Origin of the sequence: Blautia sp. 210820-DFI.6.14, from assembly GCF_020558815.1 — a bacterium.
GTDB lineage: Bacteria > Bacillota > Clostridia > Lachnospirales > Lachnospiraceae > Blautia_A > Blautia_A obeum.
Window position 1 is genome coordinate 1 of the sequence record NZ_JAJCKS010000026.1, and the last position, 15664, is coordinate 15664.

General features: G+C 41.5%; 16 protein-coding genes. 6 read left to right on the plus strand and 10 right to left on the minus strand.

The genetic code is table 11. From position 1 onward, the window contains the following. Positions 1–299, minus strand: a 299-nt coding sequence (gene tnpB / locus LI112_RS14520) for an IS66 family insertion sequence element accessory protein TnpB (RefSeq protein ID WP_227190938.1), incomplete at its 3' end; no start/stop codon positions are given. Between the two features lie 14 nt (positions 300–313). Further along, complete coding sequence (locus tag LI112_RS14525; RefSeq protein WP_005422927.1) at positions 314–712, minus strand: hypothetical protein; 399 nt, start codon at positions 710–712, stop codon at positions 314–316. Positions 713–861: 149 nt separating this feature from the next. On the opposite strand from LI112_RS14525, the gene asnB reads away from it, so the two are divergent. Further along, positions 862–2694, plus strand: a complete 1833-nt coding sequence (asnB, locus tag LI112_RS14530; RefSeq protein ID WP_227190939.1) for an asparagine synthase (glutamine-hydrolyzing) — start codon at positions 862–864, stop codon at positions 2692–2694. Positions 2695–3085: 391 nt separating this feature from the next. Here the strand turns inward: asnB and LI112_RS14535 are convergent, their stop codons facing one another. After that, positions 3086–3793, minus strand: coding sequence for a hypothetical protein (locus LI112_RS14535; protein WP_227190940.1), 708 nt, complete (start codon positions 3791–3793; stop codon positions 3086–3088). Positions 3794–3991: 198 nt separating this feature from the next. Here LI112_RS14535 and LI112_RS14540 point away from each other — a divergent pair, with 198 nt between their 5' ends. The 5 genes from LI112_RS14540 to mgtE all read left to right on the plus strand — a co-directional run bounded on the left by LI112_RS14540 (position 3992) and on the right by mgtE (position 10226). Beyond that, entirely contained in the window at positions 3992–4438 is a 447-nt protein-coding gene (locus LI112_RS14540) for a nucleoside deaminase (RefSeq protein WP_330417667.1), read from the plus strand. A gap of 192 nt (positions 4439–4630) precedes the next feature. Beyond that, positions 4631–6502: a TIGR03960 family B12-binding radical SAM protein gene (locus tag LI112_RS14545; RefSeq protein WP_227190941.1), complete on the plus strand. Its 1872-nt coding sequence runs from the start codon at positions 4631–4633 to the stop codon at positions 6500–6502. Next, complete coding sequence (locus LI112_RS14550; protein ID WP_118034503.1) at positions 6486–7193, plus strand: TIGR03936 family radical SAM-associated protein; 708 nt, start codon at positions 6486–6488, stop codon at positions 7191–7193. The genes LI112_RS14545 and LI112_RS14550 overlap by 17 nt, the downstream gene beginning before the upstream one ends. Beyond that, on the plus strand, positions 7177–8400 hold the full coding sequence (locus tag LI112_RS14555) for a ribonuclease E/G (protein ID WP_319638629.1): 1224 nt from the start codon (positions 7177–7179) through the stop codon (positions 8398–8400). The genes LI112_RS14550 and LI112_RS14555 overlap by 17 nt, the downstream gene beginning before the upstream one ends. A 431-nt stretch (positions 8401–8831) precedes the next feature. Further along, complete coding sequence (mgtE, locus tag LI112_RS14560) at positions 8832–10226, plus strand: magnesium transporter (RefSeq protein ID WP_005424668.1); 1395 nt, start codon at positions 8832–8834, stop codon at positions 10224–10226. Positions 10227–10281: 55 nt separating this feature from the next. Here the strand turns inward: mgtE and LI112_RS14565 are convergent, their stop codons facing one another. The 7 genes from LI112_RS14565 to aroB form a co-directional block, all read right to left on the minus strand. After that, entirely contained in the window at positions 10282–11340 is a 1059-nt protein-coding gene (locus LI112_RS14565) for a tyrosine-type recombinase/integrase (RefSeq protein ID WP_022389331.1), read from the minus strand. A gap of 228 nt (positions 11341–11568) precedes the next feature. Continuing rightward, a complete protein-coding gene (locus LI112_RS14570; protein ID WP_005424681.1) occupies positions 11569–11799 on the minus strand; it encodes a hypothetical protein in 231 nt (76 codons plus the stop codon). A gap of 40 nt (positions 11800–11839) precedes the next feature. Further along, entirely contained in the window at positions 11840–12286 is a 447-nt protein-coding gene (gene dtd / locus LI112_RS14575) for a D-aminoacyl-tRNA deacylase (RefSeq protein ID WP_117593442.1), read from the minus strand. Positions 12287–12421: 135 nt separating this feature from the next. Continuing rightward, entirely contained in the window at positions 12422–13063 is a 642-nt protein-coding gene (locus LI112_RS14580) for an AAA family ATPase (protein ID WP_117628099.1), read from the minus strand. 63 nt (positions 13064–13126) lie between these two features. Further along, entirely contained in the window at positions 13127–14041 is a 915-nt protein-coding gene (locus tag LI112_RS14585; RefSeq protein ID WP_055055280.1) for an RluA family pseudouridine synthase, read from the minus strand. A gap of 10 nt (positions 14042–14051) precedes the next feature. Further along, entirely contained in the window at positions 14052–14558 is a 507-nt protein-coding gene (gene lspA / locus LI112_RS14590; RefSeq protein ID WP_022389334.1) for a signal peptidase II, read from the minus strand. Next, positions 14555–15646 (minus strand): 3-dehydroquinate synthase, encoded by a 1092-nt coding sequence (gene aroB / locus LI112_RS14595; protein WP_227190942.1) that lies wholly within the window; start codon positions 15644–15646, stop codon positions 14555–14557. The genes lspA and aroB overlap by 4 nt, the downstream gene beginning before the upstream one ends. Between the last annotated feature and the right edge of the window lie 18 nt (positions 15647–15664).

Below are 15664 nucleotides of genomic sequence, written 5' to 3' on the forward strand. Positions count from 1 at the left end.
TTTGGCTGCTCCGGGTTCAAACCTTCCAGAAGCCAGCGCAGCTGCTGATCAGAAATCTGTTTTGCTTCTTCGCCGGTCCGCGGCCATTGGAGACGTCCGTTTTCGTACCGTTTGTATAAAAGGCAGAAACCGTCTCCCTCGTAATGGACTGCTTTGATCCGGTCAGCCCTCTTTCCACAGAACAGGAATAAGGAATTGCTGTAAGGATCCAGTTTGAAGTTGTACTGGATGATATCCAGCAAGCCATTGAGCTGCTTCCTCATATCGGTGTAGCCGCATCGGATATAGATTTTCTCCACATGGGAAAGATCTCCTAACATGACTGCACGGCTTTCAGAATGTTTTCCAGCATCTGGGCAGATGTGCCTTCATAAAGTTCCACTGTTATGGATCCGATATGAAGTATGGCTGCAGGAGTGGAACGGGAAATGTTTCTGTCCGGAAGTGAAAGCTCCGCAAACTCAGCCGGGGATTCCGTTAAAGCAGTTGACTGTTGGTCTGTACACATGTGGATGCCGTTTTTCTTGCGGGGCAGTTCTTCCAGGGCAAGCTTTCGAATTTTGGAAAGCCAGTAATAATAACTTTTCAAAGAGATATCGTGTTGTTCACACCAGATCTGATTTGTCAGTCCGGAGGCCCTGCATTGCCGTATTACATCCAGCCAGTATTGAAGTTTCACCTGTTTGTCTGGAGTCAAAGAAGAAAGATCCATAAGCCTGCTCCTTAGATTAGATTTAGAGTTTTTAGAGTCAACTCCCAAAACTCTAATCAATAGTTTACATGCAACAGCCAGAAATTTCGATACACCCTCTTATTGGACACTTACGAAGTAAAGGTTGACAACAAGAAAGGAAGAAAAGCATGTGTGGAATTTGTGGATTTTTCGGAAAGAAAAAGAACAAAAGAGAGATTGTGGAAAAAATGAAGGAAAAGCTGGTACATCGAGGCCCAGATGCGCAGGGCAGTTTTGTAAATGACAGCGTGGCCCTTGGATTTCGCCGCCTGAGTATCATCGATCTGGAAGGCGGCCTGCAGCCTATGAAAAGCAGCAGTCAGAACCTGACAGTGGTGTTTAACGGAGAAATCTATAATTACCAGGAACTGCGGGAGCAGATGGAACGGGAAAAGAAGATTCTTTTTGTCACCCGCTCGGACACGGAGACGCTGGTGAATGGTCTTGAGGCTTATGGTTCGGCGTTTGTGGAGCAGCTTCGTGGAATGTTTGCCTTCGCCGTCTGGAATGAGAAAAAAGAAGAACTGATGCTGGCGAGGGATTTTTTCGGAATCAAGCCGTTGTTTTACACAGTGGTGGATGGAAATTTCGTGTTTGCGTCGGAGATTAAGAGCATCCTGCAGTTCCCGGGCGTCCCGAAAAAGTTGAATGAACGGGCGCTGGAGCAGTATCTTTCTTTTCAGTATTCCGTGCTGGAGGAAACTTTTTTTGAGGGAATCTACCGCCTTCCGCCGGGCTGTATGCTGTTTTACCGCCAGGGAAAGTATGAAATCTGCAGATATTTTCAGCCGAAGCTGCAGCCCGAGGCGGGGTGTTCGCTGGTGGATATGGAGAAAAAACTGGAGAGCGTGCTTAAAAAATCCGTCCGCCGCCATATGGTCAGTGATGTGGAAGTGGGAACGTTCTTGTCCGGCGGTGTGGATTCGGGTTTTATTGCCGTGTCGTCCGGGGCAAAAATGGCGTTTACGGTGGGATTTCTGGATGGGAACAGCGGCTACAACGAGGAAAACAGGGCCAGGGAGGTGGCCCGGTATGCGCATCTTTCTTATCACATGCACACTATCGGGAAAAAGGAGTTCTGGGATGTGCTTCCAAAGGTGATGTACGCCCTCGACGAGCCCAGCGGTGATGCTTCTGCCGTCGCCATGTATTTTCTGGCTGCCGAGGCGTCTCGTTATGTGAAGGTGGTGCTCTCCGGGGAGGGTGCGGACGAACTATTTGGCGGTTATAATATCTACCGGGAGCCTCTGGCTCTTCAGAAAGTGGCCTGGATTCCTGAAAAGATCCGGCGTGCGGTTTCTCGGCAGGCGAAAAAACTGCCGGACCGCCGCGGCAAGAGCTTTCTGATCCGGGCCGGCCAACGGGTGGAGGAACGGTTTATCGGGAACGCCCATATTTTCACCGACGAGGAGCGCCGGGAGCTTTTGAAAAATCCGACCGACACGCCGTCCTGTCAGGAGTTTCTGCGAAAGACTTATGAAGAAGCCGCCGGGCTTTCCGACCCGGAGAAAATGCAGAACATCGACCTGAAATACTGGCTGGCCGGGGATATTTTGCAGAAAACCGACCGCATGAGCATGGCCCATTCGCTGGAGGTGCGCGTGCCCTTCCTGGACCGGGATGTGTTCGAGGCTGCCCGGACACTTCCGCCGGAGGCAAAATTTGCCCACGGAAAGACGAAGTATCTGTTTCGGAAGGTGGCCCGGAAATACATCCCGGAAGACACGGCCGCGCGGAAAAAGCTGGGATTTCCGGTGCCTGTCCGTGTCTGGCTGCGGGACGACGACTGGTACGGGAGAGTTAAAAAAATGTTTCAAAGCCCCATATCCCGTCAGTATTTCCACACGGAAAAGCTGACGGCACTTCTGGAGGAGCATTACGCGGGAAAGAAGGACAACAGCCGGAAAATCTGGACAGTGCTGGCGTTTTTGTTCTGGTATCAGGAATATTTTGATGAGTAAAAATAATAAGAATAAACCAAAAAGGATTGTAAAAATAGATTTTGAAAGTGTTTTTGGTAATGATGTCAGGAAACAGCTGTAAAATATATAGCTTCTGTAGTGAGGATTATATGCAGAATGTTCTTACACTTTAGCCGTCAATATGTAAACAGAGAAAAGAAAAAAATATATCAATTTCTGAAATGATTTTTTACATAAATAGTAAGTGCTGAATATTGCTTAAATTTGTGACATAAACATATTTGCAGCAGTCAAAAGAAGAAGCAACATGTTTGAAAGAAAAATTAAGTCAAAAATGCCGCAGCCTTTGAAAATATTGGCTGCGGCATTTAAAATATATGATATGTTTGATGTAAAAAACATCAGGTTCTCAACCAGACATTTGGGTAAGTCAAGATGATGCTTCTGATATAAGATATGCAACATTAAAATCATCATATACTTGAGAATTTAAATGCATATCTTCATATAACTTGATATAGTCGCCGATTGTTTTGCCAAAAACAGAACTATTACAATTATTGCATGTGTTATCCTCTGCATATATATGAGTGTTTCCATCGTTGTCCTCAACAAATAAGAGAGTAACATCTATTTTATCTTCTGTTAACCAGAAAGAGATATATTTTGAAAGAGTCCCATCAATTTCTGTGGCACCATCCGGAATTTGTTCATCTGATTCCAGCTCATTAATATGTTCCCAAAAAATTTGAGGAGAGAACGCAAGTAATTTTAAGTTTTTTTGAGAGTCTTCTGAGTACCATATATGTGCTTCTGTGTTGAGATAGTCGGTTATATTAATATCCGTATCTGCCGGTAACTCATAAGTTTCACCGACGTCGGAAGTCAGTGAAAAGGTTTTGGTATGATTAGAATAAGAAGTGACAATCCCCTTGACAAAATAGTAAGTTGTATCTGACTCACTGTCATAATAAGAGCCGGAACCATCTATATCATAAGATACATGTTGCCCCTCAGGCTCCTTAGGGGCGGAAAGGGTGATTAGATCTGAGGGGGCTTTGCCAAAAGCTTGTCCGGATAGCAATATACTACCGAGTACGATACTGCCTGCGATACATAGAATTTTTACATTATTCATGGTTAAATGGCCTCCTTGTTTAGTTGTTGAATATTATATCAATTAAAGTGTGAAAATTGTAATTTTGACTTATCGCAATATGTTTTAGATAATGTGAAGTGACCCCACATTTGTAGCAACGTGGATTTACCTGTATACTAGAGTTTGCTAAGAACAATGGTAACAGGGATTACCGCATACAGAAAAGAGGTATATCAAATGAAAATGCAAGATGAAATGTTTATGAAAAAGGCTATTGAACTGTCAAAATTGGCAGTTCAACATGGTAACGAGCCGTTCGGCGCTGTGCTTGTCAAGAATGACGAAATTGTATTTAGCAATGAGAATCAAATTTATACAAAACACGATCCAACATTTCATGGAGAAGCAGGACTGATCCGAGAGTTTTGTGCACAGACTGGAATTACTGATCTGCATGAATATACTCTTTATTCCAGCTGCGAACCATGTTTTATGTGCAGTGGCGCAATGGTTTGGGTGAAGTTAGGACGGTTGGTCTATGGTGCAAGCAATATTGATTTGGAGCATATTCTCGGAAACACCGGATGTAATTGCTCCAAAATTGTATTTGATAATTCTTTCTGGCAACCGCAGGTTTCGGAAGGTGTTTTGCGTGAAGGAAGTCTTTCGATTCTGAAAGAGTAATTTTATAATCATACAAAGGGGTAAGATTAAGTTTTAAAAATAAGATATGAAAAGGAACACTTGCACTTCTTTGATAATCTGTTTATAATAAAAAACATTGTTAACAGTCATTATTACAATGTATTAAAATGGTCTCACATATCCCTGAAACAGTGAGGTTATTTTTTTGCTTCAAAAAGTGAAAGGAAAACTATGAGAAAATTAGCATTACGCGATGAAATACTTCTGCAGATCGACAAAGCCGCCCGTTACATTGGCGGCGAGGTCAATGCAGTCATGAAAAACAAAGATGAGGTAGATATCCGCTTTGCGATGGCATTCCCGGATGTCTATGAAATTGGTATGTCTAACCTCGGAATGATGATCTTATATGATATGTTCAACAAAAGAGACGACGTATGGTGCGAGCGTCTCTTTTCACCGTGGACAGACCTTGATAAGATCATGCGTGAAGAACACATTCCGTTATTTACACTGGAATCTCAGGATCCGGTAAAGGAATTTGATTTCCTTGGAATCACTCTCGGATATGAAATGTGCTATACAAACGTACTCCAGTTACTGGATCTCAGTGGAATTCCACTTCTTGCAGAAGAACGTACGGAAGAAGATCCACTGGTGATCGGCGGAGGCGCGTGTGCGTACAATCCTGAACCTCTGGCACCGTTCTTTGACATTTTCTATATCGGAGAAGGTGAAATGGTTTATGGAGCCCTTTTTGATGCTTACAAAGCAAACCAGAAGGCCGGTGGCAGCAGACAGGATTTCCTTCTGAAAGCAGCACAGATTCCTGGTATCTATGTACCTTCCCTCTATGAAGTTACCTATAAAGAAGATGGTACCATTAAATCCTTCCAGCCTAAATATGAAAATGTACCGGAAAAGGTTGAAAAACAGCTCGTAATCGACATGGATAAAGATTACAATAAACTGGAAGCTCCGGTCGTTCCTCATATCAAAGCAACACAGGACCGTGTTACTCTGGAGATCCAGCGTGGCTGTATCCGCGGATGCCGTTTCTGTCAGGCCGGCATGATCTACCGTCCTACAAGAGAACGTGATATCGAGACATTAAAAGAATCTGCAAGAATCATGCTTCAGAAGACAGGTCATGAAGAAATCTCTTTAAGTTCTTTAAGTTCCAGTGATTACAGTCACCTGAAAGAGATCGTGAACTTCCTGATTGATGAATTCCGTGATGAGGCAGTCAATATTTCTCTGCCTTCTCTTAGAATCGATGCATTTGCTCTCGATGTTATGAGTAAAGTTCAGGATGTCAAAAAAAGCAGTCTCACTTTTGCTCCGGAAGCAGGTTCTCAGCGTCTTCGTAATGTTATTAATAAAGGACTTACGGAAGAAGATATCCTGCACGGCGCCGGTGAAGCTTTCAAGGGCGGATGGAATCAGGTTAAGCTTTATTTCATGCTTGGACTTCCTACTGAAACAGAAGATGATATGAAGGGCATCGCGCATCTTGCCCAGAAGATTGCCGAGACCTATTATGAAGTTGTTCCAAAGGAGCAGCGTAAAGGAAAAGTACAGATCAATGTCAGCACTTCTTTCTTTGTGCCAAAACCGTTCACCCCGTTCCAGTGGGCACCAATGTTCCGTGAAGAAGACTTTATCGAAAAAGCTAAAGTTGTTAAGAATGAGATTCGTTCCCAGTTGAACCAGCGAAGCATCCGTTACAACTGGCATGAACCTGATGTAACTGTACTGGAAGGTTTCCTTGCAAGAGGTGACCGACGCTGTGCTGATGTCATCCTTAAAGCATATGAAAAGGGTGCTCTTTATGATGCATGGTCTGAAAGCTTCCACTATGATATCTGGAAAGAAGCCTTCAAAGAAACTGGCATTGATATTGAGTTCTATACACTCCGTGAACGCAGCACGGATGAGATTCTCCCATGGGATTTCATTGATGCAGGTGTTACCAAAAAATTCCTGATCCGCGAATGGGAACAGGCGAAAGCAGAAACTGTTACACCAAACTGCCGTCAGAAATGCTCTGGCTGTGGTGTACTTAAATACAAAGGAGGTGTGTGCTGTGAAAGTAAGAATTAAGTTTGCCAAAACCGGGCATATGAAATTTGTCGGTCATCTGGATACCATGCGTTATTTCCAGAAAGCTATCCGCCGTGCTGAACTTCCGGTTGCATTCTCCGGTGGCTACAGCCCGCATATGATCATGTCTTTTGCGGCACCTCTTGGTGTTGGTACAACCAGTCTTGGTGAGTACTTCGATATGGAGCTTACTGAAACTGTTCCAACAAAAGAGATTGAAGACTGTCTCAATGCCGTTATGGCAGAGGGTGTGTCCATTTGCTCTGCGCGTCAGGTAGAAGACGGTAAGGCAAGTACCGCTATGGCTCTGGTAGCTGCTGCCGATTATTTTATACAGTTCCGCGAAGGAAAAGAACCTGCTGCAGACTGGCGTGCCGGACTGGATGATTTTCTTTCCCAGAAAGAGATCATTGTAACCAAGAAAACTAAACGCAGTGAAAAAACGGTAGACATCCGTCCATATATTTATGAAATGCATTTAGACGGTGAAGGTGTTTTCATGCAGCTTGCTTCTGCAAGTTCCAACTACACCAAACCGGAACTTGTCATGGACACTTTCCTTCGTTGGATGGATGAGGAACCACTTCCGTTCGCATACATGATCGAACGTCGTGAGATTTATGCCAACAAAGGTGATGAAGAACATCTGAAACTCGTTTCTATGGAATCATTAGGTGAAGAAGTTGAATAAGCTGATCATTACAGAAATGCTTCTTAACGAAGTTCCCTGTACCGTCTGTGCAATCGTCCAGGACCAGAAGGTAATTGAACTTCGTCTGGAGCCTTCCGGGAAAAAAAATACTCTTAACAATATTTATGTAGGACAAGTTGAAAACATTGCCGCCAATATTCAGGCGGCTTTTGTCCGTTTAAGCGATTCCGTAAATGGCTATCTGCCTCTGAATCAGTGTACGAATGCCATTTACACAGATGGTCGAAAAACAGATCAGCCCCTGCGTCCTGGAGACCAGCTTCTGGTTCAGATCAACCGTGAAGCCATGAAAGGGAAACTTCCTGCACTGACCGCAAATCTGAATTTTTCGGGAAAATATCTTGTTCTGACTACAGGAAATCGAAAAATAGGTTTTTCCAACAAACTTTCCAAGGAAGAGAGCAGTCTTCTGAATAAATGGCTGGAAGAAGAACGTAGCCTGCCGGAACGTGAGTATGGCATCATTGCCCGTACAAATGCTGCAGAAGCTTCCAAAGAAGAATTTTTTCATGAATTGGAAATGCTGAAAAAACAATATGAAAAAGTTGCCGTTCATGGACGGAACCGTACCTGTTACAGTCTTCTATATGAAGCAGAACCATTTTATCTGGCAGCAGTTCGCGATGTCTATACCAGAAATCTGGATGAGATTGTTACTGATATTCCTGAAATACATGAAAAGATCTTCGCTTATCTCAGCGAATTTCAGCCGGATAAACTGGAGATTCTTAAGCTGTATCAGGATAAATTACTTCCACTATATAAGCTTTACAGTCTGGAAGGTGCGATCGATGAAGTATGCCATGAAAAGATCTGGCTGAAAAGTGGAGGTTTTCTTGTTATCCAGCAGACGGAGGCGTTTGTTTCCATTGATGTCAACAGTGGCAAATATACTGGAAAGAAAAAAGCAGAAGAGACTTACCGTAAAATAAATCTCGAAGCCGCTGCTGAAATTGCCCGTCAGATTCGACTTCGAAATCTCTCCGGGATCATTCTGGTTGATTTTATCAATATGGAAAACCCGGATCATCAGGATGAACTTTTTCATGTTCTTCAGAAATATCTCCGCAAAGACCCGGTCAAATGCAAAGCAATTGATATCACGCCACTTCATATCCTTGAAATGACCCGTCAAAAGGTTCGGCGCCCATTGATTGAAGATCTGAGGGAATTAAGTGCGAAATAAATTAGATATAATCTTAACTATTTTTTAACACTAGTTTCATTGACTTTTGGTCATATTTGAGGTTATAATGTTTGTCGGCTAAGTAATTGACTAATAAAGAGCCATTACATTGATTTAAAAATTATAGTATAAAGGCAGGTGAACAGAATGGATAATTGTGATTCTCACGGGCGAAGTTGTCGCACAGGACGAAAGAGCATAATAGAATGTGAGAATACTTATCACATTCTGTTTTAATCTGTCTGTTTTTATAAAATTCTGATTTCATATTTCAGGATTTTATTTCTATATATTTCTATTCAGATTCTCTTTTATCCTGTTTACAATCCCCTGAACACAATTGATAATCAATCCAATATTTGACATGTTTTAAAGAAAGGCATGCCTTTTTTGTGTTGTAGAAAATTACAAAAGAACAGGAGGGATACTGCATGGAAAAAAGAGTGCAGGACTACACCAGTGAGATTCTGGAAGTAGTAAAAAGCAATGCGTCACCGGCAGTTCTGTGTCAGCGTCTTCAGGATTATCATGAAAATGATATTGCTGATATATTAGAAAAGCTGAGCCCGGCAGAACGCTGCAAGTTATATAGAATTCTGGATATGGATACTATTTCCGATATTTTTGAATATACGGAAGAAGCAGATGTTGTTAAATATCTGGAGGAAATGAATATCCGAAAAGCCGCTGCAATTTTATCAAAAATGGATACAAATGTATTATCCGATGTTTTGCAGCAGTTTGATCGTTCAAAACGAAAAATCTTCATTGAATTACTGGATGACGAAGTTCGTCACGACATCGAAATGATCAATTCTTTCGATGAAGATGAAATCGGTAGCCGTATGACAACAAATTATATTGTCATCCACGAGAATCTTACTGTCAAAGAAGCCATGACTGAACTGGTTTCTCAGGCTGCTAAAAATGACAATATTTCTACTATTTTTGTTATTACTGCATCTGAAGAGTTTTATGGTGCCATTGATCTGAAAGATCTGATCATTGCACGCCGCGATCACCCTCTTGAAGAACTGATCGTAACTTCTTATCCTTATGTGTATGGTACTGATCTGATTGATGAATGTATCGAGGATCTGAAAGATTATTCCGAAGATTCTATCCCGGTACTCGACAACGACAATCGTCTTCTTGGTGTTATCACATCTGCTAACATCGTAGATCTTGTCGATGATGAAATGGGAGATGACTACGCAAAGCTGGCTGGTCTGACAGCGGAAGAGGATCTTAATGAACCGCTCAGGGAAAGTATGAAAAAAAGAATGCCATGGCTGGTCATTCTTCTTGCTCTCGGTATGATCGTATCTTCAGTTGTTGGTATATTTGAAAAGGTTGTTACCAATCTGCCGATCATCATGTGTTTCCAGTCTCTGATCCTGGATATGGCCGGTAACGTTGGTACTCAGTCCCTGGCGGTAACGATCCGTGTTCTTATGGACGAATCCCTGACAGCCAAACAGAAATTTGAACTTGTATTTAAAGAAATGAAGATTGGTCTCTGCAATGGTGGTGTACTTGGTTTAATGTCATTTGCACTGATTGGTCTGTACATTTATATTATCAAAGGCAAAACCCTTATATTTGCATATGCAGTATCTGGATGCATTGGTTTATCCCTGCTTCTCGCAATGCTGATTTCCAGCGCCGTAGGTACCTGCATTCCATTGTTTTTCAAAAAAATCCATATTGACCCGGCAGTTGCTTCCGGTCCGCTGATCACAACCATCAATGACCTTGTAGCTGTAATTTCCTATTATGGATTAAGCTGGATCTTCCTGATCGAAGTCCTTCATCTTGCCGGATAAACCATTGGGGACGGAGTTAGTGGCTTTAAAGAGCCACTAACTCCGTCCCCAATCTTTATTCTTCTCTTAATTTAACTGCAGTTGCCGCCTGACGCCGTCTGGCATCGTCTAAGGCTGCGTAATGCTTCTTAGTAGTATTGACATCCTTATGTCCCAGAACGTCCGCTACAAGGTAAATATCGCCCGTTTCCTGGTACAGTGCGGTACCATAGGTGCTTCGAAGCTTATGCGGCGTAATTTTCTTAGTGGTTGTAATCTGCCTGGAATATTTTTTTACCATATTCTCAACAGCCTGCACGCCCATACGTTTGCGCTGGGCAGAATAGAAGAGAGCGTGCTCATGACCGGCAAGGGGAGTGATTCCCTCACGGACCTCCAGGTATCTTTTGAGTGCTTTTTCTACCTCAGGCCCAAAATAAACAACCATTTCATTTCCACCTTTTCGAGTGACTTTGATTCCATTATTCTTAAAATCTACATCTTCAATATCCAGTCCGACACATTCGGAAACACGGATTCCGGTTCCAAGAAGCAATGTAACGATTGCCAGATCGCGTTCTTTTGTTTTTTCATAAAACACACGTTTCTGGCCGGTAAGTGTATCGCCACAGTGTTCTATATAATCCAAAAGCATGGCAACTTCATCAGTATCCAGACGAATAATGCTTTTTTCATGGATTTTCGGTACATCAATAAGCACTGTAGGATTCGTATGGATCATTTCACGTTTGTAATAATAGGCATAAAAACTCCTCAAAGCGGAGATTTTTCTTTTCAGGCCACGTTCACCATTTGTTTCTGTTTTATCACCTGACTGATATAATTTCAGATATTCCTGGTATTCCTCAAGATCGACAGCTTTAATCTGGTCGAGAACATCAACCGTAAAATCAGTCATGGCATGATCTTTGAATGCAGGATTTTCATCCAGAAGAAACTGGAAAAAAATTCGAATGTCATATGCATAAGAAATTCTTGTTTTGGCAGTCGTGGTCGTGTCAATTGCCCGGAAATAATCTTTACAGAATGGAGGCAGCGTTGCCAGAACCTGACGAAGCTTTAATGTATTTTCCATATCTGTATGTTCACGGTAAGTTGTTTTTTTATCGCTCATAAAATTAAATTTCCCCTTCAATATAAAAGAAACTATAAGAACTATAAAAATGGATTTACAAAGGGATTAATTATGGCATTTATCGAAAGAGCCCTTCTCATCTATATGAAAAACTCGGGTTTGTCGTATAGATATAGATAACTCTTTCAAATGCCATATTCAGGGATTTTTCTGATTTTTCCATATCTGACATTTGTAAAACATTTTCGTTTATAATTTTCAGTTCTTTTATTCCTCAAATTCCGCTGTTACAATAAATCCTCTTGGCGTATGTTCGATATTTTTTATGATTCCATGTGTTGACTTGATTCGTTCTGAATTTTTGTAACATCCTGACATGGCCACAGCCGGTTCGATAATATAACTGTAATTCATATATGATTGAAACTCCGAGATTTCAACTTCATCACCAATATGAATCAGTCCCTGGCGTTCCATTTTAAACTTTTCCTGACGCATTAAAATTCTTCTTTCTGTCTAATTATTTTAACTGAAAAATTTATAATATTTTTTCATCCAATATAATCGTAAAAGGTCCATCATTGATCAATGATACCTTCATGTCTGCTCCAAAAATCCCATGTTCTACAACAGGTACTGATTTTTTCGCCTCCTGAATCATATATTCATATAATTCCTCCGCCATATGTGGTTCACCCGCTTCAATAAAACTTGGTCTGTTTCCCTTCTTGCAGTTTGCATACAGCGTAAATTGTGAAACCATCAAAAGTTCTCCATTTACATCTTTTAAGGACAGATTAGTCTTTCCATTTTCATCTTCAAAAATACGCAGTCCAAGCAGTTTTTTTAAGTATTTATCCGCCACCTCTCTGGAATCTTCATGACCTGCTCCCACAAAGACAAGCAAACCTTTATTTATCTTTCCTACCGTATTTTCATTTACCTGTACCTCTGCCTGAAGTACACGTTGTATTACAAGACGCATTTTCTTCCTCCCGGATCTATATTTATATATCTGTTTTATTTTTATTATACCATGTGCAAACAGCTAAGAAAAGCCCTGTACAGGACAGCTCATTTCTGTAGAACTCCTGTAACAGGGCTTAAAATATCCTGTTTATTATTTGGATATTTTGGTTCTGTCAAAAATTTTAATGGATTCAATTATTGCCTCAATTGCATAATCAATACCAAGCTTACTGCTGTCTATGCAAAGATTATAGCTTCGTGCAGCTCCCCATTTCTTATTGGTATAGTAATTATAATAACTGGCTCTGCTCTTGTCAGTTTTTGTAATCATATCTTTTGCTTCTTTTGGAGTTTTTCCATGTTTGGATGCAATTCTGTTGATTCGCCAGTCAAGGTCCGCATGCACAAAAATACTGAAACAGTCATTCCAGTCTGCCAATGCATAATCTGCACAACGTCCTACCATTACACAAGGTCCCTCACCTGCCAGTTTCTTAATTGCATCAAACTGTGCCAGAAAAATTTTGTGATTCATTGGCATATCTGAGAATCCGGATGAAGAATATCCAAAAGAATATGTATCCATTACAAGAGAATACAGAAAACTATTGGTTGGTTTTTCATCATGATGCTCAAACAGCTCTTTGCAGATTCCGCTGTCATTTGCAGCGTGTTCCAGAAGTTCCTTATCATAACATTTAATTCCGAAATATTTAGCAACCTCCTGTCCAATCTGTCTTCCGCCGCTTCCATATTCACGTCCGATTGTAATAATTGAGCTTGTACTGTTCATAATATACACTCCCTTCTGCAAAAATCATGTTACTATTATACAATATTTTCAAAAGAATTCCAACTATTTTCTCAATTTATCCAAAAGTTTTGAAAAATATTCCGGAATTGGAGCCTCAAACTCCATATATTCTTCAGTTACCGGATGTATAAATCCAAGAATCATTGCATGAAGTGCCTGTCCCTGAAGATGATAAGGATTTTTAGAAGATCCATAGACCGTATCTCCCAGGAGTGGATGTCCCAGGCTTGCCATATGTACACGAATCTGATGCGTGCGACCTGTTTCCAGACGACATTCAATATATGTGGCCTGACCGAAACGCTCCAGGACTTTATAATGTGTAACTGCCTCTTTTCCATTTTTATGGTTGATCGCCATCTTCTTACGATCGATCGGATGACGCCCGATCGGTGCGTCTACAGTCCCTTCATCTTCTTTGATATTTCCCTGAACAATTGCGCGATATCGTCTTTTAATACTGTGTTCCTTAAGCTGTTCCGCAAGGTTTCTGTGCACCATATCATCCTTACAGATCAAAAGAGCCCCCGTAGTGTCTTTATCGATACGATGAACGATACCAGGACGCATAACTCCATTGATTCCGGAGAGATTATCTCCACAATGTGCCATTACAGCATTAACCAGCGTTCCCTCCATATGTCCTGCACTTGGATGTACGACCATGTCTTTAGGCTTATTTACAACCATAAGCCATTGATCCTCATACAGAATATCCAACGGAATGTTCTCCGGCTTTATATCCGGTGTCTGCAGATCCGGGATATTTAAAATAACATGATCTCCTGGCTGTGTTTTATAATTTGCCTTAACAATACGGGTATTCACAGAAACCGCTCCATCTTTCAGCAGCTTCTGCAGATAAGAACGCGAAAGATCCGGACAGCACTCTGCCAGATACTTATCGATTCTGACGCTTTTTTCTGAAGAATCTATATTAAATTCTAGTTTTTCCATAAGTCATCCTTTATTTTTTAATAAAATCAAAATCCTCATCTCTGTAGTGGAAAAGAACGAGTATCACCAATGCAATGCCTCCACATACAACATAGATATCTGCAAGATTAAATATCGGAAAATCGATCAAAGAAACATAAATAAAATCTACAACATATCCTCGAAATGCCCGGTCAATAAAATTCCCTGCCGCACCTCCTGTCAGAATACCACCTGCCAGAATCAGTGGAATGTAATATCCTGTTTTGGGAATTCTGAAGAAAAGCCACAACATTACAGCACAAAAAGCTATGCACAGTACAAGAAAAAGCATCTGACGTCCCTGAAGCATGCCAAATGCCATTCCTCTGTTTTCCAGATACTGCAACTCCAGCACACCCGTAATAAGCGTCATCCCGGATGTGCCCTTTAATTTTGATACTGCCCAGTATTTTGCTGCCTGATCTGCCACTATGAGTAATATAATTCCAGTAAACCACACCAAAAAACAGATAAAAGAAGCTTTCTTTTTATTCATCGAAGAATCTCCTGAATTCCCTCCAGCAATTCCTGATCTGTCACGGTACGATCAATAAAACTGCCTCCAAGGCCCTTCATAAGAACAAATTTAATCTGTCCCTGTTCCATTTTCTTGTCCTTTTTAGTCGCAGCAAGAATATCTCCCGCATGCAATCTCTCGATGTACGTTGGAAGCCGATAAGACTCACAGCCCTGTATGATCTGCTGATATTCTTTTTCTGTAAGCAGTCCTCTGTTCAGAGAAATCTTTGCAGCTGCAATAAGCCCGATCGCAACACACTGGCCATGCAAGAGTTTAAAATCCATGAGTTTTTCTACTGCATGGCCAATCGTATGACCAAGATTAAGCAATGCACGTTCTCCCTGCTCTTTTGGATCACGTTCTACAACACCTGCTTTGATCTCACAGCAGCGACGAATCATTTTCTTCAGAAGTGCTGTATCCAACTGCTGTATTTTTTCCTGCTCCGCACACACAAACTGATAAAAGTCTCCGTCGCAGATAAGCCCTGTCTTCAAGACTTCTCCCATGCCACAGGCAAACTGTTCTGCCGGAAGAGAACGCAATGTGTGAAGGTTCATATAAACAAGACGAGGCTGATGGAAAGCACCTACCATATTTTTATACTGCTCCAGATCTACTCCGGTCTTACCTCCAACACTGCTGTCCACCTGAGAAAGAAGTGTTGTAGGAACCTGAATAAAATCGATACCGCGAAGATATGTTGCCGCACCAAATCCTGCAAGATCACCTACCACACCGCCTCCAAGCGCAATGATCAGACTCTTACGGTCCAGTTTTTCCTCGATCAGTACTTTATAAAGCTGTTGTACTGTATTCAGATTTTTGCTTTTTTCACCTGCTTCAAATGTAAACACAGATATTTTGGAAGCTACTGGTGAAAGAACTTTCTGTACCTCTGCCGCATAAAGCGGTGCCACATTCGTATCTGTTACAATACAAAAATTTCTGTTCTCCAGTCCCTCTGTCCGAATTGCGTCTGCAAGTTTCTCAAACCCATCCTCAAAATAGATCGGATAGTAAAAATCTCCGTTTCTTCTGACCTGTAATGCATCTGTGCCCATATCCTAGTCCTCCTGATC